Source organism: Bacillus sp. FSL K6-6540 (assembly GCF_038007545.1).
This window is the reverse complement of sequence record NZ_JBBOXH010000001.1, coordinates 1,712,343-1,738,026: the sequence shown is the minus strand read 5'-3', so window position 1 is coordinate 1,738,026 and position 25,684 is coordinate 1,712,343. Positions and strand designations below refer to the sequence as shown.

At 50.9% G+C, this 25,684-nt stretch carries 26 protein-coding genes; 6 read left to right on the top strand and 20 right to left on the bottom strand.

Features of this window, described 5'->3' with window-relative positions:
- Positions 1 to 111 precede the first annotated feature (111 nt).
- Together MHH82_RS07445 and MHH82_RS07440 are read right to left on the bottom strand one after the other, a co-directional pair.
- Positions 112 to 417 (bottom strand): ArsR/SmtB family transcription factor, encoded by a 306-nt coding sequence (locus MHH82_RS07445; protein ID WP_009591630.1) that lies wholly within the window; start codon positions 415 to 417, stop codon positions 112 to 114.
- Positions 418 to 421: 4 nt separating this feature from the next.
- A complete protein-coding gene (locus tag MHH82_RS07440) occupies positions 422 to 1,468 on the bottom strand; it encodes a flavin-containing monooxygenase (protein WP_340964804.1) in 1,047 nt (348 codons plus the stop codon).
- Between the two features lie 245 nt (positions 1,469 to 1,713).
- Here MHH82_RS07440 and MHH82_RS07435 point away from each other — a divergent pair, with 245 nt between their 5' ends.
- The 3 genes from MHH82_RS07435 to MHH82_RS07425 are packed head-to-tail and all read left to right on the top strand — an operon-like array spanning position 1,714 to position 4,044.
- Positions 1,714 to 1,965, top strand: a complete 252-nt coding sequence (locus tag MHH82_RS07435) for a FeoA family protein (protein ID WP_015733973.1) — start codon at positions 1,714 to 1,716, stop codon at positions 1,963 to 1,965.
- Positions 1,962 to 2,708 (top strand): FeoB small GTPase domain-containing protein, encoded by a 747-nt coding sequence (locus tag MHH82_RS07430; RefSeq protein ID WP_036662590.1) that lies wholly within the window; start codon positions 1,962 to 1,964, stop codon positions 2,706 to 2,708. The genes MHH82_RS07435 and MHH82_RS07430 overlap by 4 nt, the downstream gene beginning before the upstream one ends.
- Positions 2,659 to 4,044, top strand: a complete 1,386-nt coding sequence (locus MHH82_RS07425; RefSeq protein WP_445661960.1) for a nucleoside recognition domain-containing protein — start codon at positions 2,659 to 2,661, stop codon at positions 4,042 to 4,044. The genes MHH82_RS07430 and MHH82_RS07425 overlap by 50 nt, the downstream gene beginning before the upstream one ends.
- Before the next feature lie 195 nt (positions 4,045 to 4,239).
- On the opposite strand, the gene MHH82_RS07420 is transcribed toward MHH82_RS07425, so the two are convergent.
- From MHH82_RS07420 to MHH82_RS07390, 7 genes are all read right to left on the bottom strand, one after another.
- Positions 4,240 to 5,124: a carbohydrate ABC transporter permease gene (locus MHH82_RS07420; protein WP_009591597.1), complete on the bottom strand. Its 885-nt coding sequence runs from the start codon at positions 5,122 to 5,124 to the stop codon at positions 4,240 to 4,242.
- Positions 5,125 to 5,137: 13 nt separating this feature from the next.
- Positions 5,138 to 6,019: a carbohydrate ABC transporter permease gene (locus tag MHH82_RS07415; protein WP_090910779.1), complete on the bottom strand. Its 882-nt coding sequence runs from the start codon at positions 6,017 to 6,019 to the stop codon at positions 5,138 to 5,140.
- A 99-nt stretch (positions 6,020 to 6,118) separates the two neighbouring features.
- A complete protein-coding gene (locus MHH82_RS07410; protein ID WP_015733970.1) occupies positions 6,119 to 7,444 on the bottom strand; it encodes an extracellular solute-binding protein in 1,326 nt (441 codons plus the stop codon).
- A 115-nt stretch (positions 7,445 to 7,559) separates the two neighbouring features.
- On the bottom strand, positions 7,560 to 8,345 hold the full coding sequence (locus MHH82_RS07405) for a response regulator transcription factor (protein ID WP_340964796.1): 786 nt from the start codon (positions 8,343 to 8,345) through the stop codon (positions 7,560 to 7,562).
- Complete coding sequence (locus tag MHH82_RS07400) at positions 8,320 to 10,113, bottom strand: sensor histidine kinase (protein WP_340964793.1); 1,794 nt, start codon at positions 10,111 to 10,113, stop codon at positions 8,320 to 8,322. Before MHH82_RS07400 ends, MHH82_RS07405 begins: the two co-directional genes overlap by 26 nt.
- Before the next feature lie 179 nt (positions 10,114 to 10,292).
- Complete coding sequence (locus MHH82_RS07395; RefSeq protein WP_009591732.1) at positions 10,293 to 10,565, bottom strand: hypothetical protein; 273 nt, start codon at positions 10,563 to 10,565, stop codon at positions 10,293 to 10,295.
- Between the two features lie 279 nt (positions 10,566 to 10,844).
- A complete protein-coding gene (locus tag MHH82_RS07390; protein WP_006208732.1) occupies positions 10,845 to 11,069 on the bottom strand; it encodes a helix-turn-helix domain-containing protein in 225 nt (74 codons plus the stop codon).
- Between the two features lie 289 nt (positions 11,070 to 11,358).
- On the opposite strand from MHH82_RS07390, the gene MHH82_RS07385 reads away from it, so the two are divergent.
- Genes MHH82_RS07385 through nagA form a run of 3 tightly spaced genes read left to right on the top strand, consistent with a single transcriptional unit; the run spans position 11,359 to position 14,150 of the window.
- The gene (locus MHH82_RS07385; RefSeq protein WP_096775365.1) at positions 11,359 to 12,234 is read left to right on the top strand and encodes a MurR/RpiR family transcriptional regulator; all 876 of its coding nucleotides are present in this window, start codon (positions 11,359 to 11,361) and stop codon (positions 12,232 to 12,234) included.
- A gap of 3 nt (positions 12,235 to 12,237) precedes the next feature.
- Complete coding sequence (gene nagB / locus MHH82_RS07380; protein WP_009591745.1) at positions 12,238 to 12,966, top strand: glucosamine-6-phosphate deaminase; 729 nt, start codon at positions 12,238 to 12,240, stop codon at positions 12,964 to 12,966.
- On the top strand, positions 12,963 to 14,150 hold the full coding sequence (gene nagA / locus MHH82_RS07375) for an N-acetylglucosamine-6-phosphate deacetylase (protein WP_145038643.1): 1,188 nt from the start codon (positions 12,963 to 12,965) through the stop codon (positions 14,148 to 14,150). The genes nagB and nagA overlap by 4 nt, the downstream gene beginning before the upstream one ends.
- A 95-nt stretch (positions 14,151 to 14,245) precedes the next feature.
- Here nagA and MHH82_RS07370 read toward each other — a convergent pair whose 3' ends face one another.
- The 11 genes from MHH82_RS07370 to MHH82_RS07320 all read right to left on the bottom strand — a co-directional run bounded on the left by MHH82_RS07370 (position 14,246) and on the right by MHH82_RS07320 (position 25,684).
- Positions 14,246 to 15,328: a sporulation protein gene (locus MHH82_RS07370; protein ID WP_145038645.1), complete on the bottom strand. Its 1,083-nt coding sequence runs from the start codon at positions 15,326 to 15,328 to the stop codon at positions 14,246 to 14,248.
- Positions 15,329 to 15,513: 185 nt separating this feature from the next.
- Positions 15,514 to 16,500 (bottom strand): dTDP-glucose 4,6-dehydratase, encoded by a 987-nt coding sequence (rfbB, locus tag MHH82_RS07365; protein ID WP_340964784.1) that lies wholly within the window; start codon positions 16,498 to 16,500, stop codon positions 15,514 to 15,516.
- A 6-nt stretch (positions 16,501 to 16,506) separates the two neighbouring features.
- Positions 16,507 to 17,064: a dTDP-4-dehydrorhamnose 3,5-epimerase gene (rfbC, locus tag MHH82_RS07360; RefSeq protein ID WP_340964782.1), complete on the bottom strand. Its 558-nt coding sequence runs from the start codon at positions 17,062 to 17,064 to the stop codon at positions 16,507 to 16,509.
- A 171-nt stretch (positions 17,065 to 17,235) separates the two neighbouring features.
- Entirely contained in the window at positions 17,236 to 18,411 is a 1,176-nt protein-coding gene (locus MHH82_RS07355; protein WP_036662581.1) for an ATP-grasp domain-containing protein, read from the bottom strand.
- Positions 18,408 to 19,559 carry a DegT/DnrJ/EryC1/StrS family aminotransferase gene (locus MHH82_RS07350; protein WP_340964776.1) on the bottom strand — a complete coding sequence of 384 codons (1,152 nt, stop codon included), beginning with the start codon at positions 19,557 to 19,559 and terminating at the stop codon, positions 18,408 to 18,410. The genes MHH82_RS07355 and MHH82_RS07350 overlap by 4 nt, the downstream gene beginning before the upstream one ends.
- Before the next feature lie 9 nt (positions 19,560 to 19,568).
- On the bottom strand, positions 19,569 to 20,606 hold the full coding sequence (locus tag MHH82_RS07345) for a glycosyltransferase family protein (protein WP_145038650.1): 1,038 nt from the start codon (positions 20,604 to 20,606) through the stop codon (positions 19,569 to 19,571).
- 23 nt (positions 20,607 to 20,629) lie between these two features.
- On the bottom strand, positions 20,630 to 21,832 hold the full coding sequence (locus MHH82_RS07340; protein ID WP_015733958.1) for a glycosyltransferase: 1,203 nt from the start codon (positions 21,830 to 21,832) through the stop codon (positions 20,630 to 20,632).
- Position 21,833: 1 nt separating this feature from the next.
- Entirely contained in the window at positions 21,834 to 22,097 is a 264-nt protein-coding gene (locus tag MHH82_RS07335) for a hypothetical protein (RefSeq protein ID WP_041621943.1), read from the bottom strand.
- A 23-nt stretch (positions 22,098 to 22,120) separates the two neighbouring features.
- Entirely contained in the window at positions 22,121 to 23,455 is a 1,335-nt protein-coding gene (locus MHH82_RS07330; protein ID WP_340964768.1) for a glycosyltransferase family 2 protein, read from the bottom strand.
- Positions 23,452 to 24,495 (bottom strand): GT-D fold domain-containing glycosyltransferase, encoded by a 1,044-nt coding sequence (locus MHH82_RS07325; protein WP_340964764.1) that lies wholly within the window; start codon positions 24,493 to 24,495, stop codon positions 23,452 to 23,454. Before MHH82_RS07325 ends, MHH82_RS07330 begins: the two co-directional genes overlap by 4 nt.
- A 70-nt stretch (positions 24,496 to 24,565) precedes the next feature.
- The gene (locus MHH82_RS07320) at positions 24,566 to 25,684 is read right to left on the bottom strand and encodes a CgeB family protein (RefSeq protein WP_340964761.1); all 1,119 of its coding nucleotides are present in this window, start codon (positions 25,682 to 25,684) and stop codon (positions 24,566 to 24,568) included.

Sequence of the window (25,684 nt, the reverse complement as noted above, 5' to 3'; positions counted from 1 at the left end):
CGCCGAATCTTGCATTCTCATGTCCTTGATGATGGTTATTCACGGAATTTCATTTTCCAATACATTACAGCCGTGCGGCCGGAATGTCAAGCCTCAATAGGACGGGATGTTCTAATGAGCGATATGGTCCAGCACCTGCTGCAAAATCCCGATGACATGCTCATCTTCATACGTGTAATAATATATATTTCCGTCCCTTCGGTATTTGACAAGTCTCAAACTGCGCAGATAGCCAAGCTGATGGGATACCGCCGACTGACTCATGCCAAGCACCTCGGCAATATGACCGACAGGGCATTCTTCCTGTGAGAGCAAATGAAGAATCCGGATCCGCGTCGGATCCGAAATGGCCTTCAGGAGTCGTGACGCTTCCATGGCCTGGTCTTCATGCAGCAGCTCATGGTGTTCTTTTTCCATAAACTTACCCCCTCTTCTCCATAATGGCTTGAACGATTTCGCGGGCATCCCGTGAAACTCCTGCCAATAGCGCGGAGCCCCGATGCGTCTGCCAAGGCAAGCCTACATAATACAGCCCCTTCACCGGACTGATGCCGCGTGTATGAATAAGTGCCTTCTTGCGATCCAACGCTTGCTCTATATGAAGCCAATCATAACCGGCAGCAAAGCCGGTAGCCCAGACGATGTTCCGGACCTTTAACGCCGTCCCATCCTCGAATTGCATGCCGGAAGCGCCGGCACCAACGGCTCTCGTTTTCAACATCACTTTACCGCACTTGACCGCTTGTTTCAATTCATATCCGAAAATCGGGTCCCCCATGCCCCTCAACTTGCGTCCCACCCAGGAGGAACTGCTGGCTGAGAGAACGCCGAGCCTGTCCAGCCACCAGAACATTCCCTTCCCCCAAAGAGTCATTGGCAAATACCGCGGCGGCTGCCCAAGCGCCAAATACGTCTCCCGGTCCCCGGACAATTCCACCACGATCTGGGCCCCGCTGTTTCCGCCGCCAACGACAAGCACATCGCCCTCTTGAAGCTGGGAAGGCCTCTTGTACTCGGACGAGTGCAGCTGGAGAACATCCCCCGGAACAGAGGCTGCAAACGCAGGGATTCTAGGCTGCCGAAACGGTCCGGTTGCGATAATAAGCGCCTTGGTATGGAAGCTTTTGCGATTGGTATCGACGATAAACATTCCACCTTCCTTGCGGACCGATGTTACATTCGTCGCGAACTGAATGGGCAGCCTGAACCGTGCCGCATAGGATTTCAAATAGGAAGCCACTTCATCTTTATCCGGGAACCCGTGCGGATCCCCCTCTAAATCCATCCCATATAGCGCGCTATGCGTTCTGGGCGTGAACAATTTCAGGGAATCATACCGCGTCTTCCAAACCTCCCCCGCCTCCGATCCCCGATCCAGCATCAGAAACTTCACCCCCGCCTGCTGCAGCCAATAGCCGGATGCCAATCCCGCCTGTCCCGCTCCGATTACGATAACATCCCAAACCATATAGGAATCCCCCTTATTTATATGAGTAATTGCTCATATGTACATATTACACGTATCTTGCTTCCCTTTCAAGCATAAAATGGAAGTTCCAAGGGAAGCTGCAGGGGGACTATCCGTATGAAACTGGAATAAATATCTGATGAATCCAGTTGACAATACACGCATTCGGTCATACTATAGGCATAAAGTTGCTTCAAGGAAACAATATATGCTCGGCCCAATTTATTAGGGAGAGGTTAAACTTTATGGATGAGACAAAACATCGGCAGCATCTGCATCAGGCAGCTCTCGGAGAGCGATTTTTGATTGAACAGGTGGATATCCGCGGCGAACATAAACGGCGGCTTCTGGACCTCGGTTTCGTTCCGGGTTCCGTCATCGAAGTGTTGAAGGCCAGCCCGCTCGGAGATCCTACCTCTTATAGAGTAGCAGGCACCGTCATTGCGTTAAGAAAAGAAGAGAGCCAGTTAATATGGGGTAAGGTGATATCATCATGAGAACGTATACCGTCGCGCTGGCGGGCAACCCGAACACGGGAAAAAGCACGCTTTTCAATGCGCTCACCGGCTTGAAGCAGCATACCGGCAACTGGTCCGGCAAAACGGTCAGTCTCGCGAGCGGCCATTACGAATACAAAGACGCCCGCTTCCAGTTCATCGATCTGCCCGGGACGTACTCCTTGTTCTCCAACTCGGCCGATGAAGAAGTGGCGCGCGATTATATTATTTTCGAGAAACCGGACGTCACCCTTTTGGTCCTCGATGCAACCGCGCTGGAGCGCAGCCTTAACCTGGCCCTTCAAGTGCTGGAAATGACCGACCGCGTCATCGTTTGCCTGAATCTGATGGACGAAGCGAAGAAAAAAGGAATTCAGGTTAACGCGCGCAAGCTGGCGGATCAGCTCGGCGTTCCCGTCATTCCCATATCCGCCAGAAACAACGAGGGGCTGGACGTATTGTCCGAACAGCTGCTGCTGATGTCCTCGGGACAGACTCCGACCAAGCCCTACCGGATGAGATACAACGAACAGCTGGAGGCGCAAATTTCGGGATTAGAGTCCCAATTACGAGACGTTGTCGGAGACGAATATCCGGCCAGATGGCTGGCCATCCGCTTTCTCGACGGAGACCGCAAGCTGATTGCGACGTTGAAAGAGAGATTAAAGGCCGCGGATAAAGGGGGGATTTCACTTGGAACAGCTAAAGCGCTTGGAAGCTCTAACAGCGGCCATTCCTTCTGATCAGGTTGAGGATGTCCGGGAAAACATCGTGGGCGAGTTATTCAAAAAATCCCGGGAGCTGTGCAGCGACGCCGTCACCGTGACCAATCGGGAGCTGCTGTACCGTTCCGAGCGGCTGGACCGCATCTTCACCTCCAAGCTGTGGGGATTCCCGATCATGCTGGCCATGCTCGGCGTTATTTTTTACTTGACGATCGCCGGGGCAAACGTGCCCTCTTCCATGCTGGCCAGTTTCTTTGGCTGGGTTGAAGGATACCTGACCATGGCTTTTCAGGCCATCCATGCTCCCGACTGGCTCCATGGCGTGCTGATACTCGGGCTGTTCCGGGGAACCGCCTGGGTTGTCAGCGTGATGCTGCCTCCCATGGCCATCTTCTTCCCGGCCTTCGCGCTGCTCGAGAACTACGGCTATTTGCCGCGGGTAGCCTTTAATCTGGACCGACTGTTCAAAAAAACGGGAGCGCACGGCAAGCAGTCCCTCACCATGGCGATGGGATTCGGCTGTAATGCGGCCGCCATTATGTCGACCCGGATTATCGAATCGCCGCGGGAGCGGATGCTCGCCATTCTGACCAACAACTTCGTGCCCTGCAACGGTCGCTGGCCGACCTTGATCCTGCTGGCTTCCTTGTTCATGGCGGCCGGCTTTTCGGGAGGAGCCCAGACGCTCGTGACCGCCTCCGTTGTCATGGGCATGGTGCTGATCGGCGTCGTTGTCACGCTTACGGTGTCATGGGGATTATCGAAGACGGCATTGAAAGGCGTTCCTTCCCACTACACGCTGGAGCTGCCGCCATACCGCAAACCGAAAATCCTGAATACCATACTCCGGTCTACGCTCGACAAAACGATTTATGTCCTGCGCAGAGCCATCATCGTCGCAGCGCCCGCAGGCGTGCTGACCTGGATTTTGGCCAATATCTACGTCGGGGATTCCAGCATCCTGATTCACTTTGTAAGCTTCCTTGACCCGTTTGCACGCGCGCTCGGACTTGACGGCTTCATTCTGATGGCCTTCATCATCGGGCTTCCCGCGAACGAGATCGTGCTGCCGATCCTGCTGATGGGATATTTGGCAACAGGCTCCCTGACGGAGGTGGAGGATATGTTTGCCCTCAAGCAAATCTTCCTGGACCAAGGCTGGACCTGGCTGACCGCGCTGAACATGATGCTGTTCTCGCTGCTCCATTACCCCTGCGGAACCACGCTCGTCAACATCTGGAAGGAAACGAAAAGCGCGAAGTGGACGTTCCTGTCCTTTGCCATTCCGACGGCCATCGCCATCGGCGTGACCTTCCTGGTCGCCCAGGCGGCGCGGGCATTGGGATGGGTTTAAACAACAGGCTTCGGCAGGCAAAAGTTAGTTTCATCATGTACGGGGCATCCGCAAGGTTAATCCAACCTTGGGATGCCTTTTTTATGGCAAGCGGCCCTGCAAGCCAATCATTATGCAATAGAAAACGAGCCGCTCCAAGAAATCCCTTGGAACGGCTCGTTTTTTTTATCCGAAAATGGATGAGTTCGATGAAACTTAACCTTTAACAGAACCCGCCGCAATGCCCTCCACGATACGATCGCTGAGGAAAAGGAACATCAGCAGGATCGGCAAAATGCTGATCATCAGGGTTGCGCCGATAGCGCCCCAATCGGTCGTGTACTGACCGATAAAGTTCTGGACGCCGACGGTCAGCGTCTTGAACATATCCGAGCTGATGAACGTGTTCACGAAGATAAATTCGTTCCAGTTATAAATCATGTTAATGATGGCTGTCGTCGCCAGCACCGAGCCCGTCATCGGAAGCACGATCCTGAAGAAGACCCGGTGAACCGAACAGCCGTCCATGACCGCCGCCTCTTCCACTTCCTTCGGCAGCGTGTAATAGAATCCGAGCAGAATCATGATCGTGATCGGCATATTGAAAGCCACGTACGACAATATCAAAGAAACCGGATGATCGGTCAAACCGACCTTGTTAAAAATGCTGAACAGCGGGATCAAGGTGGAGTGAACCGGAATCATCATGGCCACCATAAACAATCCGAGCACGAAAGAGCTGCCCTTCCATTTCATTCTCGTGATCGCGAAGGTGACGAGACTTCCCAGAATGACCGTAAGCGCTGTCGCGACAACGGTGATCCACACGCTGTTCAGAAAATAAACGCTGATGTTGCCGGCGCTCCATACCTTCTCGTAATTCTCCCAGCGCGGATTCATCGGAAGGGACAGAGGCGGAAGATCGAATACTTCCTGATTGTTTTTCAAAGAGAACAGCAACAGCCATACGAGCGGGAACAGCTGGAATACGGCTACGCCGATCAGCACGATGTACAACAGCGCGTATCCAATCTTGCCCCCCGCTCCGTTTCCGGACCGGGCGCGTCCTTCTTGGAGCTGTCCTGTGGCTCCGGATATCATGAAGCATCCCTCCTTATGAATATTGGATCGTTTCTTTCGATGCCGTTAATTTCCGTATGACCCACGTTACGATCAGACAGATCACAAGCAGGAAGAACCCGATCGCGCTGCCGTAACCGAAATCATAAGCGCGGAAAGCCGTATGATACATGTAGGACGCCATAACTTCACTTGCGCCGTTAGGCCCCCCGTCCGTCATGACGAAGATGAGGTCAAAGTATTTCAAGGAACCTACCACCGCCAGCACGATCGTTACCTTGATCACTTCCATGATGAGCGGAAGCTTGATTCGGAACGCGATTTGAAAAGAGGTTGCCCCATCGATTTTAGCTGCTTCAACCAGCGAAGCCGGGATATTCTTCAAGGCTGCATAATAGATCAGGATATAAAAACCGGCATACTGCCACAGAATCGGAATAAATAAAGCAAATAATACAAGCGACGGTTCGGCTAGCCATGCGGGCGGGTTCGTGATCCCGATGGACTCCAGGAAGCTGTTCACGATCCCGTTCGTCGGGTGATAGATGCGCAGCCAGAGCTGCGCGATGGCAACTGAGGACAGCAGCATCGGAATGAGATAGATTTTGCGGAACAGGTTGGCGCCTTTGATCTTGGAGGCCAGCACCATCGCCACGGCCAGGTAAATCATCAGGCTTGCAGCCGAGAATACGGCTAACAGCAGGGAGTGCCATGCACTGTCCCAGAACTTGCCGTCCGAGAGCAGAGCCTGATAATTATCGAGCCCGATAAAGGTCATCGCACCGATTCCGTTCCATTCGTTCAGTCCGTAATAGGCGGTGAGCATGATCGGAATATACACGACAGCCATAATTACAAGCAGTGCAGGCAGAACATACAGCGCGATGATTTTTTTGTTGGACATCACTTTATCCAAAGTGTCCGACTCCTTTCTTCCTATGGTCTTGAGGAAAGGTTTATCCGGCATCGCTGCCGGATAAACCAGGGTCCCGTTTCTTTGTTGTCCTACAGAGTCTTAGTTCCCTTTGGAAATCGCTGCGTCATGCTCTTCGGAGAATTTCTCCGGTGTGACGGCTTTGCCGAAGAGCGCCTGGATCATGTTCAGATGCGTTTCGGCGGCATTCGCCTGCATTTGAACATCCGCGAACAAGGTAATGCTGCTAGCTTTGTTCATTTCATCGAACAGATCGATGTACAACTGTGGAAGCTCAAGCGTCGAGGTATCCACTTTGGTTGCCGGGATGACGCCCGCGCCCGTTACCGACTGCTCGCCCCACTTGGTCACGAAATACTCCACGAATTTCTTGGACTCTTCCTTCACCTTCGAGTTTTCGCCGATAAACAAGCCTACGCCCGGTCCGCCTACCCAACTGTTAATATCGCCCTTGCCGCCTTCGACGGTCGGGAATTTGAAGAATCCGACGCTGTCGCGGAATTCTTGCGGAATCTCTTCATTTGTCGTAAAGTTCGGGAGTTCCCAGGTACCCATCATGTACATGGCCGCTTTGCCGTTCAGGAATTCCGACTTCGCTTCCTCATTGGACAAGCCGTTGAAGCCTTTGACAAACGCGTTGCCATCAACCAGCGATTGAACTTCGGCGGCTGCCTTGACGAGCGATTCGTCCTTAAAGGAGCCCGAGCCGCTGATTGCACCGGCCAGCTTTTCTTGTCCGCCGATCCGGTCTGCCAGGTACATGTACCAGAGCGAACCGGTCCAGCGATCCTTGTTGCCGAGCGCGATCGGAGCAATTCCGTTATCGGACAGCGTTTTCACGACAGTCTTGAATTCTTCGTAGGTTTGCGGAATCTCCAGGTTGTGTTGTTCGAATATCGCTTTGTTGTAATAAACCGGAGCGATATTGAACTCCAGTGGAAGCGCATACGTTTTGCCGTCAATCGCATAAGCCTCGGTCGTGCCCGCCACGAACTTGTCGCCCAGCTGGCCGTCCAGCACATCGTCGACCGGTGCAAACAGGTTGCCTTCCACGTACGGCTTCAGGAATCCGGCTGCCCAGGTCACTCCTACGTCAGGAAGCTCGTTCGATGCGGAAAGCACCTTCAGTTTGTTTTTGTACTGCTCATTATCCAAAACTTCTTGTTTGATCGTCACGTTCGGATTCTCTTTTTGATATTCTTCGATGATCTGATTCACGATTTTGTTCTGTCCCGCGGAGACGCCCGCCGGCCACAAGTGCATGAAGTTTACCGTAACTTTATCGCCTTCGCTGCCAGTGCCAGCGTTGCCCGATTCTCCCGTGCTGCTGCTGTTCGATCCACAGCCGGCAGCAACCAGAGCGAGACATAATGTCAAAAGCAGAACCGTCCATTTTTTATTGAACACGTTTACAACCCCTTTTCTAGTATGCTGTTCGCGTTATGAAACCGCTTTAATCAAATTTTATCAGTGAGGGGAAGATTGTATAAGGTCATAATGATTGGGACTAATTCCACTTTTATTAGATTTCCTCTCCGTTATCGGAAACGCTGTGGCGATATTGACTTGGGCTTACTTCCTCAAGGTCCCGGAACACTTTCACGAAATATTTTGCCGTCTGGTATCCGACCTTCTCCGCAATTTCCGAGATCGGCAGCGGCGTCCCCGCCAACAGTTCCTTGGCCCGCTGCACCCTGCGGCGCGTCAGATACTCGCTGAACGTGAGCCCGGTCTGCTCTTTGAACAGCACGCTGAAATAACTGGAATTCAGATGAAGCACCTCCGCCACTTCCTTCAGCGATACCGGTTCCTGAAGATGCTGATCCACGTACTTCAGCGCTTCCTGCACTTGGACGCTGTATCCCTTATCCTGCTGCGCCGCCTCCAGCAGCTTGGGGTCGACCAGTTTCTCCATCCGCTCAATCCGATCGATCTTTTCCCGCCGTTCCAGCGCCGATTCAACCGCGGTTACCAGCTTCCGCTTATCCAGCGGCTTCAGCAGATAATCCACGACCCCGTATTGCAGCGCTTTGCGGGCATAGTCGAACTCCGAGTAGCCGGATATGACGATAATGACTGGCGGATGCTCCAGTTCATGCAATCGCTCAATCAGCTCCAGCCCCCCGATTTCCGGCATGCGGATATCCGTTACCACCAGATGCGCCACCTGCTCCTGCAGCCACTCCAGCGCCTCTACGCCGCTTGTAGCCGTCACGATGTTGCATCGGCCGGACGACCACGCCTCCAGGGTCTTTCTTACCCCTTCCCTTGTTCTTGGTTCATCATCCACGATCAGTATCGTTTTCATGCTTTTCCCCCTCCCCGTCGATAGCCGGGAAATCGTTCGGTATTTGAAATGAAATGGTCGTCCCCTGACCGACCACGCTGTGAATGCGCAGGCCGGCCTGCTCGGAAGCGTAATACAGCCGGATTCTCTGCTCGACATTGGCTATGCCGACACCGCTTTTTTTAGCGGATTCCGCATACCCTTTTTCCATGGAGGAATATAACGAGGCTACGGTCTCCTCGTCCATCCCGGGCCCGTCGTCGGCAATCGAAACAACCGTGTAACCCGGTTGATCGGAGGCTTGCGCGCGCACAATGACGGTGCCTGGCCCCAGTCGCTGCTCGACGCCGTGCAGGATCGCATTTTCCACGATCGGCTGGATCAGCAGCTTCGGAATCGGCACGTTCTTGCTGGCTTCGTCCGCCTCGATTCTCCAGGATAACCGGTCGAGCATCCGCATTTTCATAATCATCAAATAACGTTCGGCATGATCCAGCTCGTCCCGCACCGATACCCATTCATCCTCGTCTTTGCGATTGATGACGTAGCGGAATAATCCCGACATGGCGACCACGATCTGGGCCAGTTCTTCTTCGCCTTGATCGTCGAGCGCCCAGTAAAACGCTTCCAAGGTGTTAAAAAGAAAGTGCGGATTGATCTGCGCCTGCAGAGCTTTAAGCTCCGTGCGGCTCTGAATGATCTCCTTCTGATACACGACCTCGATTAATTCGTTCAAGGAGTCCACCATCTGGTTGTACGAATTGTTAAGCTCATTAATCTCCATCGTCTTCGAGGTGACGGCAATGGGCTTCAGCGTTCCCAGCCTCACGCCGCGCATGGCCTTGATCAAATTCAGAATCGGCCGGATGATCATCGTCGTCAGAATAAAACTCAAGATCAGAAACAGCAGCGCACCGACGCCTCCGGATACGATAATCGCGGTCCGCAGCACGGATATCCCTTCGGTCGTATAGTCGACGGGCGTCAGGATGACCAGATTCCAGCCCGTTGCCGCAGACTGCCTTTGTACGGCGATATAGTCCTCGTTACCGACCGTAACGGTCTCTCCTTCGCGGTGCAGAACCGCCGTCGAATCCACCGCCGTCGCAAAATCCGACGAGATTACATGGCCTGCCTGATCAAACAGCCCCATCGTTTCGCGCGAATCGCTGCCCATGCCGTCAGCGGAATCCGTCAGCGCAAAATAGTCCTTCTCCAGCTTCACGAGCAGGTACCCGCCATGCGCAAAAGAATGGTCGATCAGCCGGATTCGGCGTACCGCTACCACCACGTCCGGATCCCGGGGATCTTGGCCGAACCATACCAGCTTCCCCATGCCCTTGTCAGCCGCTATAATCCAATCGACCCCGACCCGGCTGGTCAAACTGCCTTCGTCGAGCGGGAACAGCCGCCGATAATCCGTTGTATACAATTCAAGCGACCGGATGCCCGTAGCGTATGCCTCATACTTGCGAACCTCCTGCTGCAGGGACTGCCGTTCTCCGAACGTAATCGGATGACCTGCGGTCTCCTGCGCGAGATAACGCTGCACCGTTGCGTTCGTGGACACTTGGGCTGTCAGCGTATCCACCTGCTTAAGCAGCGCATCCAGCTTGCCCGTGGCCTGCACGGCCGTCTGCTGGATATGCTTCTCGGCACTGTTGCGCAGAAGGGCGGAAACCTGGTCATATACAAAAACCCCGACTAATGCCAACACGATGATCATCACCAGCATAAACCCGAGGAAGATTTGATTCCGCAGCGTATTCAGCCTGCCAAACCTGTTCACGTTCTTACCCTCCCTTTCGCTTGGAACTGTAATTCACTATACACAATCTTGAAGAAGTTAGGGAGTCCTCGCTCATCTGCTGGGGCGGAAGCCATATGTACTTTATTACTATAAAAAGAGGAAGTGCGGGCAGGTTATTTTTCCCTCGCACTTCCTCTTATATACCGCTGAAACTTCCGCTATACGGGATACAATTCCTGATGACGACCCAGCTCCTTTTTGCAATCGGTGCACAGCCCTCTTACGGCACCGGAATCATCCGCATAAAAGGTCAGCGGTCGCTTGCGGCGGCACTTGCTGCAGGCTTGTCCACGCTGCCCGCTGCTCGATCGCGTTTTGGATTTCAGCTGGATGACATTGCCCTTTCTTCCGCTGCTTCGCTTGCGTCCAAACCCTATCAATACCAAGAGAACCAGAACGGTTCCGGCCGTAATCCCGATCATCCATCCCATGTTTATTCCACCTCCGACATGTGCAGGCTATTTGTACAAAACAGCTACAAAACGAAATGCAGGTTTGCATTCCAAGCTCGACCCAAACGATCGTCACTGCCTCCAACACCAACTGCCAACATTTTACCATATCTTCATTGTTAATAGAGGTTCCTGCTCATTATCCGTCACCCTCGATAACCGGATTCTTGGAGCCGAAACACAAAAAAGCCTTCTCACTCCCGAGCTAACGGGAAGGAAGGCTTTCGCTGTGCTTTCGTTCATGCAACCGGCATGGTGTCAGATCTTCAACTCACCGAGTTTTATCAACTCAACGACAGCTTGCGAACGGCCCTTGACGTTTAATTTCTGCATGACATTGGAGATGTGGTTACGCACCGTCTTTTCGCTAATAAACAACTGCCCGGCGATATCGCGAGTCGTTTTGTCCTGCACAAGCAATTCAAACACTTCGCGTTCACGGTGGGTTAACAAGAACTTGCTGTTATGGTCGGTCCCCTTCAATGGTGTCACCCCTCCTTGCCCGGGTATGTGTGGTCTAACAAGGTTAAGGGATACAGTCAACTCATCTTATGTCAGATCAGGGGGGAAGGTGCGAAAGAGGCGAATAAATTGGGCGTTTGGCCCGTATCAGCGATTTTTATCCTTGCTTCCCACCGCTTGTTGGTCTATGATGGGGGTGTAAAAATTATTTTCTTCAATTTTTCATATTTTTAAAAATAATTTTCAGAACGGAATCCCATTCGTTATGCCCAGGCAATAAGCTCACCGGGAACCTTGAAGGAGGCTTGTGATGACACCAATCTTGCATATTATTTCTGTCGAAAAGGAAGGTCTGCCCCGTCAGGAACGACGGCTTGCGGAATTCATTTTGACAGCTCCATCCGAGATTGTGCATATGGGCATTAAGGATCTTGCCGATCAGTGCGAGGTCAGCGCTGCCACCGTAACCCGTTTTTGTAAGAATTTTCAGTGTAAGGGGTATCCTGATTTTAAGCTCAAGCTTGCGGCCGAGATCGCTCATGCCGAAATGGCCTCGCGCACGGGAAACACGCGCTATCAGGACATCGTGGCGGGCAACCCGCTGGCCGGGATCGTCGAGGCGATCGAATCCAATCATCTGACTTCCATCCGGGATACGACGGAGTTGCTTGATCTCGGTCAGCTGGAGCGTGCCGTGGATGCCCTGTGCCGCGCGAAACGCATTGATCTGTACGGCGTGGCGACCTCTTCCATCGTGGCGCAGGACTTTTACCAGAAGCTGATCCGGATCGGAAAAAACTGCACCGCTTTTGCGGATTCCCATATGCAGATCACGTCAGCCTCCACACTGACCTCAAGCGATGTGGCCGTTGCCGTTTCTTACTCCGGCGAAACGCCGGAGACCATCGATGCATTGGCCTGTGCCAAAGACGCCGGCGCCTTCACGATCAGCATCACCTCTTACCGGAGCAGCGCGATCTCCGCCCTCGCGGATATTACGCTGTATTCATCGTCGCTCGAGGAAGGAATGCGCCGGGGTGATATGGCTTCGCGTATCGCTCAGCTTCACATTATAGACATCCTATTCATGGGAATGGCCAGCCGGGACTTCTCCACGTATGTCCCCCGACTGGAGCAATCATATCTTAATGTTCAAAATTATCGCAAAAGCCGAGGAGGACAATAACCAATGAATATTTACACATTCCGCGACGAAGAACAATTCGTGCAAACAGGCGCTAACCTGATTTCCAGCCTGCTGCACACCAATCCGCGCGCCACGCTTGGATTGGCTACGGGAAGCACGCCGGTTGGGCTCTATGCCAAGCTGATTGAAATGAACCGTCAGGGGCTGGTCAGCTTCGCCCAAACCACGACATATAATCTGGACGAATATGTAGGCCTTCCGGAGAATCATCCCGAGAGCTACCGCACTTTCATGAATGAGAAGTTCTTCAATCATGTCGACATCCAGATGGATCGCACCCATGTGCCGAACGGCAATGCTGCCGATCCGGAAGCAGAATGCCTGAATTACGACAAAATGCTCGAAGAATACGGCCCGGTTGATCTTCAGCTCCTCGGCCTTGGACATAACGGACATATCGGTTTCAACGAGCCTGGCGAATCCTTAAGCGGCGGTACCCATGTGGTTGAGCTGCAAGAAAAAACACGCAACGCGAATGCAAGATTCTTCCCAACCCTGGACGATGTCCCGACGCACGCGATTACCATGGGCGTTGCCACCATCATGAAGGCCCGCCAAATTCTTCTGCTCGTTCGAGGAGAGGATAAAGCGGAAATCGTACACCGCGCATTGACGGGGCCGATTACCACAGAGTGTCCGGCATCGCTGCTTCAATGTCATCCGAACGTGGTCGTCCTTCTGGATCAAGGCGCAGGGAGACTGCTGGTATGAGCAGCGAACGCAAAGATTCGGTCCAATTGTTGTACGGTCAAGTCTTGACGCCAGACGGCTTCTGTGCAGACGGCGTGCTGGCGATCCAAGGTAAGGACATTGCTTACGCCGGCGATGTTTCCGGGCTCCCCGCCGAGCTTAAACAGGCTGCAGCGGAAGTGATCAACCAACCCGACGGCTACATTATTCCCGGATTTATTGATATCCACGTGCACGGCGGCAACGGCGAAGATTTCATGGATGCAAGTAAGGATGTCCTGGATAAAATCACGTCATTCCACAGCTCCCAGGGAACCACGTCCATGCTCGCCACCACGATGACGGCGCCGAAGGCAGCCATCGACCATGTGCTTCGGGAAGTTAACGACTACCGCAGCCAAGGCATGCCTTATACCAAACTGGTAGGCGCACATCTGGAAGGTCCTTTCATCAGTCCGAAATGGCCAGGCGCACAAAATCCGGAGCATATCGTCCATGCCAATATCGACTGGCTGGAAGAATGGGTGTCCACATACCCGGATCTGATCCGCCAGGTGACCCTGGCACCGGAGCGCGAAGGAGCGCTGAAGGCTATCTCCTGGCTCAGCAGCCACGGGATCGTGGCCGCACTGGGTCATACGGATGCTACCTACGAGGAAGTGGAGGCCGCCGTTGAGGCAGGACTGAGCCATGGCGTGCATACGTTTAATGCGATGACAGGACTGCATCACCGCAAGCCTGGCGTGGTGGGTGCGATGCTGGGCGATGATCGCCTAAGCTGCGAAATCATCGCCGACGGCATCCATGTTCACCCGGCTGCCATTCGGATTCTGGCCCGCATGAAACAGGACGGCAACCTGATTCTGATCACCGATGCCATGTCCGCTACCGGAATGGCTGACGGCGAATATACGCTTGGCGATTTGCCGGTCGTTGTCGAGAACGGCATCGCCACGCTCAAGAGCAACAGGGATAGCCTGGCTGGCAGCACGCTGACGATGATCAAAGGATTCCAGCTGCTGGTCCGAGAGGTCGGTTTGAGCATTGAGCAGGCCTCCCGTGTCGGCAGCCTCAATCCCGCCAGAAAAATCGGCATCGATGATCGCACCGGTTCCCTTGAGTCCGGCAAACTTGCCGACGTCCTGGTGCTCTCCAGCGACCTGGAGCTTCAAGGCGTTTGGATTCAAGGACAACGCAAGCATTAATCCGCTACCTTAACACGCATTACAAATAAGCAAAGGAGCTGCCTTAGTTAGGATGACTTCCATCCTAATGGGCAGCTCCTTTTGGTATAAGGGTTTTACCGGCTGTTTCGATTGCCGCCAAACCAACCGTCGTCCGTATCGTTCTTCATCAAGTTGCCGCGTGTATCGTTCATGCCGTTTCGGCCGCCAAGGTTCAACGGGAAAACGCGGTTGATCCAAGAGCCGAAATCACGCGAAAGCGTTCCTACCGTGTTCGCGGCATTCCCGTCCGTTCCAAATCGATTGGCATGCTGATAAAATTCCTCATCGGAGGAAACATAAACTTGACTGATATGCGGAGCGGTCTTGCGAATTTTGCTCGTAATTTCCTGACGAAGGTGCTGAGGCACTTCTTCACGATTGTTGCTCATGATGCCCATATTATTATTGTAGGTCCCATAAGGAACGCCATTGATGCCGGTTCCCATGTACGTGTCGTTGGTTGCGCCGTTCGTTCCGGTAAGGGTATTGGTACGCGTACCGTTAGTTCCCATAAGACCGTTCGTGCGCGTGCCGTTTAACGTATTATAATTGCTTCCGCCAAAGCCGCCATTGGTTGTCGTTCCGTTCACCCCGAAGCCGCGGTTATCGGCATTGCGGCCGAGACCTGTCGTATTGTCTACCGCTCGTCTGGTGTCATTGGCCATACCACGGAGAAGACCGACGCTGCCCGTGCCCGAAGTGCCGAAGGTACGGTTTCTGACATTCGTTGTATTTGTGCCATTCATCGTGCCGTTCATCGTGCCGTTCGTGCCATTCATCAAGCCGTCAGCGGAACGATTTGCCCCAGTGCTCATGCCTGTCACGCGACCATTGATGTTGTTGGTGTTCATGCCGTCCCTGGACAGCGAAACATAGGCGTTGCGGTTCGTTACGAATACATGCGCCGATCCTACGCCGCTGATATCCGAAACTTTTTTCGACAGCGCCTTGCTGTATTTCAGGTTGGACAAGTCATGCTGCTGCGTACTGCCGACGTTCTGGTTGTTACGTACGGAATTCACACCGACACGGCCACCGTCCACATTGTTCGTACGTGTCGTGTTACCGTCATTGGCGTTACCGCATCCTGCTACTGCAGCCATACTAAGCAGTAATGCCGCGGAGACGGTCAGGTTGAGGGCCTTGGATTTAATCATGATTCATCCTCCATCTCTATAATGAGTGTGTTAACATCGTATAGGATGACCTTGCGGCAGAAGTGGTATGCTGAAAGGTTTTAACATGGAGAAAAATGCGCTACAGGCCATTTATGCACAAAAAACGCCGATGGAATCATCGGCGATCATTTCATTAACTAATCATTCAATTAAAGAAGTCCTTCTTAATGACCGCTGTCTGCTGACTTTTCAAGAACTTGTTCCACCCAAGCCATGTTCTCCTGATACCATCGAATCGTCTCACGAATGCCGCTTTCGTAATGATATTGTGGAGCCCAACCGAGTTCCTTCTTTATCTTATCTGCATTTATCGCATAACGGCGGTCATGTCCGGGACGATCTTGGATATGCTGAATCAAGGTTTCGGGTTTGTTCAGTTCAGACAGGATCGTTCGAATAACCTGCAAATTATTTCGTTCATTATGTCCTCCAATATTATATATTTCGCCGTCGACGCCCTGGCGCAAAACCAGGTCAACAGCTCGACAATGATCTTCCACGTACAACCAATCGCGAACGTTCAAACCGTCGCCGTATACCGGAAGGGGCTTGTTATGCAAAGCATTGTAAATGATAAGCGGTATTAGCTTTTCAGGATACTGATATGGGCCGTAATTATTTGAACAGCGCGTGATATTGATCGGTAATCCAAACGTCTCATAATAAGCTCGAACCATCAAATCGGCGCCTGCTTTGCTTGCAGAATACGGACTGTTGGGTTGAAGCTGTGATTCTTCGGTAAATAGGCCGGTGGCTCCCAGCGAGCCATAGACCTCGTCTGTAGAAACCTGGACAAACTTGCCGACTCCATATTGCCTCGACAGATCGAGGAGCGTCTGAGTTCCTGCCACATTCGTCAAGACAAACAATTCAGGCTGCAAAATGCTGCGGTCGACATGGGATTCAGCCGCAAAATTAACGACCGCATCAACCCCCTCCTTAAAGAGGGGTTCTAAAGCTGCCCGGTCTCTGATATCCGCTTTCACAAAACGATATTTGGGATTCGTCCGCACTTCGCTCAGATTTCCTGAATTGCCGGCATACGTTAGTTTATCCACATTAATAAATTCGTCATTCGGATGTTGAGACAGCATATATCGTATAAAGTTACTGCCTATAAATCCCGCACCGCCTGTGACAACGATCTTCATGCGATCTCACCCCTCGTATATATAGTTATTTTCTGCCAAAGCCAATCGAGGATGCTTTGAATCTTTGTCCGAGAGAACAGGTTTGTTCACAGGCCAATCGATATTGAGATCCGGATCGTTCCAGGCTATTCCCCGATCATGCTCTGGCGAATAGTAGGCATCGACCTTGTATATGACCTCCGTATCGTGGACAAGGGTACAAAAACCATGGGCAAATCCTTTGGGAACGAGAAGTTGAAGGTAATTGGCTGCGGATAAGATAAAACCTTGCCATTGTCCATAGGTAGGGGAGCCCGACCGAATATCAACGACCACATCATAGATCGCCCCGCTCACAACGCGGATCAATTTCGTCTGTCCCTCGGGAGACAGTTGGTAATGCAGCCCTCTAATAACACCCGCCTCACGTGACATCGAGTGATTGTCCTGAATAAAATGGTCGTTAATGCCGCATCCTTTAAGAACTCGATCATTGAAACTTTCCATAAAAAATCCCCGATGGTCTTGGTGAACGGTCGGTTCAATCCGTTTCACGCCTTGGAGCTTTGTATCCGTGATTTTCATCTGTTGCCTCCGGTACATGGATTTGAGAGAGCTTTACCGAAAACATCGGTTGCCGCTCTCTCGATTATTTATATGTCTAATCCCTAATTAGGATATAGGCAATAACGCTCCCCGATGCAAAAATCCCGATCGCCGCTGCAGATCGAGATTTCGCAATGATATATATAAGATCTAACCTAAATCGATTCTTATCTTCTCTTTAACTTCTTCCAGCAGGCTCAGCACTTCTTCCAAACGGTCCCCTTTCACGATGATCTGGCCGATTCGGTCAGTGCCAACCCTGAATTTATTTACTTTTTCACCTATATGATAATCAAATGATATTTGAATAATATTCTCATGCTGATCATTTCCGTTCTCAAGTCCCGTTATATCCCCATCTTTGTCGGAGATCAGTAGTTCACAAGCACAAGGCTGTGAATTCTGAGTGGGAAATGACGGATTCATGCGGAGAGCAGCCTTGATGATCTGCTCATAGTAATCGAATCCATAGAAGGTGGACACCAGTTCGGGCAAGCATGTAGCTCCTGCTCTGCCTCCGATTTCAAGAACATACACATGCCCGTCTTTCAAAATAAAATCCGCATTGATTGCGCAATGATTTAATTCCAGCGCTTCGATACTTTGTTTCAATTGGGAAAACAGATCTTGCTGCACTTCTTCGGGCAATTCATATGGGACATAATGACCGATGGGAACACCGGTATCCCCATAAAAGACGAAATCCCCGTGCGGCATGATGAATTGAATTTGGTTATCGTAGACGAATGCCTGTGCGCCAAACTCGGTTCCTTCAATAAACTCTTCAACGATGAAAAAATCCAGTTTCGTATCCTTGCGCACGGTTTCAAATGCGTATTCCACATGGGCCATATCGGCAACCTTCACAATGCCCTTGCTTGCTCCCCCGTCCACTGCCTTAAAGATAAGCGGCGGCGACAATACTTCGAAAGCGCTGTAAGCTTCCTGCAAGGTTTGGACTTTCAGAAATCGTGCCGTTCGTACGCCATGTTTCATAAAAGCCTGTTTCATCTTCCATTTATTTGAGGAGAGAAGAGCGGATTCATAACTCAATCCGCTTACTCCCAATTCATCCACGACTCTGCCGATCGACTTGACGGCCACGTCCGTACCCGTTGTACAGATTCCATGAATTCCTTCATGCCGGGCGATTTCGACAATCTTATCCATATGGGTCGTATCCTCGTAGTAAACCTTGTCTGCCTTGGCAAACCCGGGATAGTTTCCTTGGCGGCTCACAACAATAACGTATAATCCCATTCTTTTCGCTGTTTCAATTAATGGGAGCTGGGAGATTCCCGCACCTAGAACCAACAGTTTTCTCATGGCTTAAACTCCCTTATACGGGTTATGATCCGATCCAAGTCCTCCTCCGTAATGTTCGGATGAATAGGAAGGGTCAGAATTCTTTTCCAGATCTCTGAGGAGAGCGGCACGATTGCTTTTAGATGCAGGTAGCTCGGATGCAGATGGCACGGATAATAATGGACGCCCGTCGCGATATTGTGTTCCTGCAAGTGTCCAATCATACGGTCCCTCTGGCTTTCCTTGCTGAATTTAACCTGGAACAAATGCCAGGAGCTTTGAGCATACGACTGTTCACGAGGATGTTCCAGCCATTCCAAATCCTTCAGTTCGGATTGGTAACGAGCCGCTATTTCTTTTCGTCTTCCGTTCAATTGGCTCAGCTTATTTAACTGAACGAGCCCGATGGCAGCCTGCATGTCGTTCATATGATATTTGTATCCTACGTCATCAACGAAATACTGCCATGCATACACCTTCTCATGTGACGACCGTATCCACGTATCGCGGGAAATGCCTACCCACCTCTTCTCACGCAGCTTACGGTTCATCCACTCGGTATTGCAGGTAATTGCGCCGCCTTCACCACTCGTCAAATTTTTGACGGCATGAAAGCTGAAGCAGGTAATATCGCTGATGGAGCCGATCTTTTTGCCTTTATATTCCGCGCCGCATGCATGCGCAGCATCTTCTACCACCTTGATTCCATTGGCATGCGCCAACGCATGGATGGTATCCATATCGCAGGGATGCCCGCCCATGTGAACGACGATAATTGCCTTGGTTTTATCTGTTATCTTCCGCTTGATATCTTCCGGCGATATGTTCATCGTATCGGGTTCAATATCCGCAAAAACCGGCGTTGCTCCCACATAGCTAACCGCATGGACAGTGGATATGAACGTGATGGAAGGCACGATGACCTCGTCACCCGGCCCAATACCCAAAATGTCCATGGCCAGATGGAGCGCGGCCGTACCAGAATTGAGCGCAACCGCGAAACGGCTGCCGACATACTTGGCAAATTCCTGCTCGAACTGTTCCGTTTTGGGGCCAAGTCCAAGCCATCCCGACCGTAAAACATCTGCCACAGCGTCGATCTCCTCTTGACCTATACTCGGTTGAAGAACGGGTATCAGCTTATGGTCCAAGTGAACCTCTCCTTTCATAATCCCTCGTCATTCCGACATTAGAATTTGTGAACGCCATCGTTCGGCGCAAGCTTCCACTGAAAAATTCGCCCATGCTACTTGTTCGGCATGTTCCGCGATGCTCTGCCGTAGTTCCGGCTGTTCGATCAGTTGGACCATGGCTTCGTACCAATCATCGCTCTCACCCGAAACAATCAGGCCGTTTTCCTTCCCGGCAACCCATTCCTCGTAAGCCGGAGAAGAAGAATATATGCCCGGAATTCTGCAAGCGGAATATTCGCGAAATTTATTGTTGCTTTTGCAATCATGCAGCAGCGTTCGCTCCAACGGCGCTAACCCGATATCCCAGTTGGACCGGTAAAGGCGCTTCAGAAAGTTTTTATAGTTCTCATCGTAGGATTCCGTAAACACCTGCGGCTTCTCCCTCAGTTCATCGGGAACATACCCGCAGAACTCGATTCTGAGTTTATCCCCGTACTTCCCAATGATTTTGTGCAATGCCCCGATAACGGGTTCAAAAGCCACTTGTTTTTTTCCGCCTTCATACCCGATTACGACTTTCCCTTCTTCTTTACGGTTCTTTTTCAAACCGGAAATAACGGAGAAATCAACGCTTCCCGGAAAATAAACTATTTTTTGGGGACTAAAATGCGTTTCAAGATGTTTGGCAAAAAAACTGGAAGCAACCTTTACGCTTTGGGCGTTTTTCAGAAATTTAACATACGTCTTTCTTCGTGAAGAATCATGATAATATCGTCCCATATCCGAACCCGGAGACATCGCGATAAAATGGTCGTCGATCACGTACACCGTTCTTTTTCCCATCTCCCGGGCCATCTCCAGATACTTATAAGCTTCGGGCTGAACCGTTCGGAAGAAGAGGACGATATCCGCTTCAGCCAGCCTTGATCTGTCCATCTCATCATCGGATCTGACGTCAAAGTCGCAGACTCCCATCTTCTCCAAATGGCGGAGCGGCTGCTCAATGCCGATTTTATAGGAAGCGATTTTTTCCGATCCGACGATGAGTACGTTTATATCCCCTCTTTTCCCTCTTTTCCCCATGTTCCCGCTCTCTCCCCCGATTTTTACGTTTTGAATATGAATTTCTTCCAATTATCGATGCATGTCTGAAGTGAAAAATGCTGACGGGCTGACCTATGCGCATTCTCCTTGATTCTCTGCCGCATCGTCGGATCTTCAATCATGGCCTTGATTCCCTCATACCAATGCTGCTCGGTATGCTCAACCAGGTAGCCGGTTTCGCCCTGCTCGACCCAGTGCGTATAAACAGGAGACTTCGAGTATATGCCCGGAATGCCGCAGGCACCGTATTCACGGAATTTGGTATTCGTTTTTCCCTTGTTAAATGAATTGTTCGCAAGCGGCGCAATCCCGATGTTCCAGTTGCTTTGATTTAGCTTTTTCAAAAACTCCTTGTATTCCATTCCCCCGCCTTCATATTTGACGCTTGGATGATCAGCCAGCGAAGGCGGAAGGTAGCCGTAAAATTCTAATCTCACGAATCCCCCATAATAATCCAAAATTTTGTTCAACGCTGAAATGACGGGCACGAAATCTTCCTCTTTGTCCCCTCCTGCATAACCGATGACCACTTGCCCCTGATCCTTATCCGCCTTCACGTTCTGGTCCAGCCACTCGAAATCGATGCTGGCAGGGAAGTAAATCACGTGTCTATTGTACCGCTCATGAATATAGGTGCCGAGATCAGGTGCATCGACTTTAATGATTTGCGTGTTTTTCAAAAACTTAATAAACGTCTCTCGACGGATCGGATCGTTGTAATATTCGCCCACCGGAGTTGTTGGCTGAATCTCCAGGAAATTATCGTCAATAACATAGACCGTCCTTTTATTCAGCTGATGGGCCAGCTCTAGTAATGCATAGGCCGCCGGTTCCACATTGCGAACGAATACAATCATATTCGCGGCCGCAATCATTTCGTGGGTCACGTCGGTTTCCAGTTTGACGTCGAATTGCAGGTTCTCTTGTTTATTCAGCGTTCGGAGGGGCTGGATAACGCCGATTTCAAGCGACGGTATCATGCCTGCCGCGATAACCAGAACGTCCATCTTGGGCAGAGCCGTCTCGATGACGGCAACAGCGGTTTGGGACCTTTTGTGGGCATCGGCGCGCCCTTGAGCGAGCCCTTCCTCTTTTCCCCGCTGGAAACCGTCTAAACTGCCCTTTTGATATGCGCTAAGACGAACAGGATGGTGTTTTCGTTTTCCAGCTCGCTTTCGAGGCCTTATTTTTTTTCTTAAAGCCATCTTATCCTTCTCCTTTATAAGCTTCTTGATGACCGGCCTCCATACCCTCCGCATAACCAACGTTAAATCCTTCGTTGTACGCTTTATCAAACCCCGCATCATAGGATTGATTGTATTCGGCAGCCGTTTGTCGCGGAGCTATTCTTCCTGGACCTTTTCTTCTCTTTCCCCCAAAAACTCGATTCGCCCCCTTCCCTCTTAAGCCTCTTCCACGGATTCCTTTTCTCTTCAACGCAGCACCGCCATTTTTTTTCCTTGCTCTCATTCGTCTCACCCTTTGCTCTTTAATTAAATGTTATCCGCCTTAATTACCGGAGGAGAAATGATTGGAATCTCCTCCCCATATTGCTGGATTTCGTGCTCGTTCACTAGCAGCGGCTCGTAAAAATCAAGGTGCCAAGCCGCTAAGACGAGCCGATTCAGGAATCGCTGCAGCCGATTCCCCTTGTACTGATAAACGCTGCCGTTCTTATGCTTGATCAGTTTGCCTTCTTGCTCCCAAGATTCCGTGGATGGGAAATATACAGCCCTCATACGCCCAACGGCTTCCTCCGCAGCCATGCGATCCCCAAGCGGCCAACAGCGCAGATCAACCTGTGAAACCCGAACAGCCTGAATTCCGACGGCTCCGTGAATCGGATGCCTGATTCCGTTCTCAATCCAATAGATTACCGAGTCTGCCCCTGTAACGAAGACACACGTCGGATACATATCAACGGTCCGCAGCTTCATGTCCCGGTTCAAGCTCCGCTGCCACTTCAGGGACAACATCTCATGAGGATCTTCCCACTTGCTGGAGTAGAAAGTAAGATTATTCGCATACACTTGTTCGAATCTGGAATTTAACGTCTTCATACTGACGCTGCCATAATGGTGAATAAACGTATCCTTGGCAATAATGAGCTGCATTCCAAGAAGACGGGCACGCAGCCCATAATCGTCATCTTCACAGTTGCCGATCTCAAAGCCCTCGTCAAAAAAACCCAATCGGTAAAAATCTTCACGCCGGATCAACATGCAGAAACCTGTCAAGCGTTCTGTAACGGTCCAGCTGTGCGCATTAGAGTGATTGTATGACTTGGAGAATTGCTGCATCTCGGCGATATCCTGGTAGCTGACATGAATAAGTTGCTCCCCGCTGATATAGTTTGTCACCGGACCTACAATCCCGAACTGCGGATCGCTGTGCAGACAGACGAGCAAATTCGAGAGCCAGTTGGCTGTCACAACGGAATCATTGTTTAAGATCATCAAGGTTGTTCCTTTTGCCATCATCAGTCCCTGATTTACAGCCCCTGCAAAGCCTAAATTTTCTTCATTGATTCGAAAGCGGAGCCCTTGGGAAGATTTGAGGAATTCCGCAGTACCGTCATCGGATGCGTTATCAATAATAATGAGTTCATACGGGGTGTCGGTGTATTGAGCAATACTTTCTATACATTCTTTTAAATAAGGAAGCTGATTATAGGTCGGTATAATGATACTTGTACCCTCAAAAACATTCCTGAATTGGGATATTCCGATATGCCGCCCCCGGCTGTATCCATCCTTGTAGCCGGAATGGAAACCTTTGTTAAATCCGTCGTTGTAACCGTCCGTTTTATGATGGTTGATGTGGTTCATAATGTTGCTTCCCCGCTTGCTAAGGAATCGGCCAGATGCCCGAAATCAACAGCGACCTTTCCGAGCTCGGAGGCAATTCGCTCAGTAATGATAACAGCCGGAATGCCGGCGCCCACCAGCGCGATGTCGAATGGGTGCCCTCGAATTTCATCCATGATTCTGGGAATATCGTGGATTCCTTCCACGGGAGCGACCGTGCCCGCCACCTCGATTCCGCGGCCTGACAGCACCCGTGAAAGACCGGGGGCGGAATTGCCCACAACGAGAACTCGACGTCCTGCAAGGATCCCTCCCAGTAAACCTTCCAAATGCAATGCATAGTTGACCGTCGATAACGTTAGTTGCAGCTTTCGGTAATCAATGCCATGAGCTCTAAAAACAGAAAAGCCCAGAGGTTGAAAGTTTGGCAATCTGAGTTTGGGAATGCCAACGATATCTGCCTTTCTCACGGAGGCTGCCAACATATCTCTTGCTTTTAGATCAGGTAAACAAACACCGGCATAACTTAAAAAATGTCCTTCTTTCCGCACTTCTTCCTCGTTCAAAACCATGTCCTGCGCTAGCGTAAGCAGTTCCCCATCCCCTAAGCGGATAACGGACAACGGGGAGCTTGAATCCAAAGCTTCATTAAGCTTCCTTGCAACCTCCGCCGCGCTTAGAAGACGATAATATTGAGAACTCATTTGCTCCATTCCAGCTTCGATAATCTGGCGAACCGAAATTTCAGGAAGAATCTCCAGCTCCGGAAGAATCGAATCCACAATTCCCTCTCCTCCATCGTATAATCCCTTCGCGTACTCCTCTACCGAGTTTGGTTTAACCCTCATCGTTTCAGGTGCCGAGTGCTGCGACCTCATCATTGCCTGGTCGTAGCCTGCATCGAAGCCTTCATTGAACGAAGCTGCCGCTTGCTCCAGCAATTTCTGGGTGCAGTCGCTTTGCGTTTGGCCTTTTGTTCGCTGAAGAATAACTTTTCGCTTATGTCGCCTCTTTACCAGCCTGCGTCTTCTTTTCTCTAAGTGCTGCCGTATGATGATCACCCCGTCTTACGCACAATATATTCTTTGGAACTCATTAGGAAACGGGTATAACAATCCATTTTGGCTTGACTCAAGGGAATATGATACGAAGCATCGAACTCAATCGTTTATGATAGGTATGATCCTTTCTTGTTCTCATCAAGCCTTTTAACGCAATTCGTTGTCTCTCTTCCTCATGACGCAAGTAATAGTCGATTTTATCCATCAGTTCAGCATAAGAGCCATAGGTTTCTATTTCCGTTCCAGGGGAATATAACTGATCCATATCATGGCGGATATCCGATAACTGAAGCGTGCCGCAGCCGGATATTTCAAACGTGCGGGGATTGACGGAAAGCGCCTTTACTTTCCTGCTGTTGGCGTTGATCGTATCGTCATCGGATGAACGGTGATGGTTGATCACAATCTTGGCTCCATTGTAGTACGTTGCCGTGTCCTCCGGCGTCATCCAATCGCCGAGCTTAATCTTGTCGGACAGCTGGGCGTAATGTTTCATCCGATCCCACCACCATCCGGAAATGACGACTTTTTTATTTTTCAGTATCGGGGCCAGATGATCCATTAACTCCACTCTGTTCCAATAGGCCGTTCCGATAAAACAAATATCGGTCTGATTTGAGGTTGGCACATGCTTCGGATAAAATACGTTCGGGTTGACTCCAAAAGGCAAGTGATATACATGTTGACAACCTAAATCGCGATAAAAAGAAACGCAGTTGGATTCAAGCGTAAAGATATAATCGTAACGGGGAGCGATCGAAACCGTCCAGTCCGTATAGTACGGGTCATCCGTAAACCAAATGGCCGTTTTAAATCCTTTATCCCGAAGCGCTTTGAGCGTATCGGCTTCCAAAACAACCCCGTTTAAAGCAAGTACTAGGTCCGGCTGGAATTTCTTAGCCAAAAGGACGATATCTTCGGAAGGGCTCGCGACCGAGAGACTTCGAACCAGTCCCTTTAACGCGTCAGTCACCGCCTGATCCAGCGCAGGATACGGAACGCCAATGCCTGCAGTGACATAAAGAATACGGAGATCGCGGACCTGCTCCTCTTCCTTGGGTAAGGACCTTATTACCGCATCGGAAAAACCGAGCCTGTATCCCTCTCTCCGTCCCACTGAATAACCTTTTCTGTATCCTTCCAACTGGGCGGATTGCTCTCCCCCCTGAAGCAGCAAATGCTCATTCAT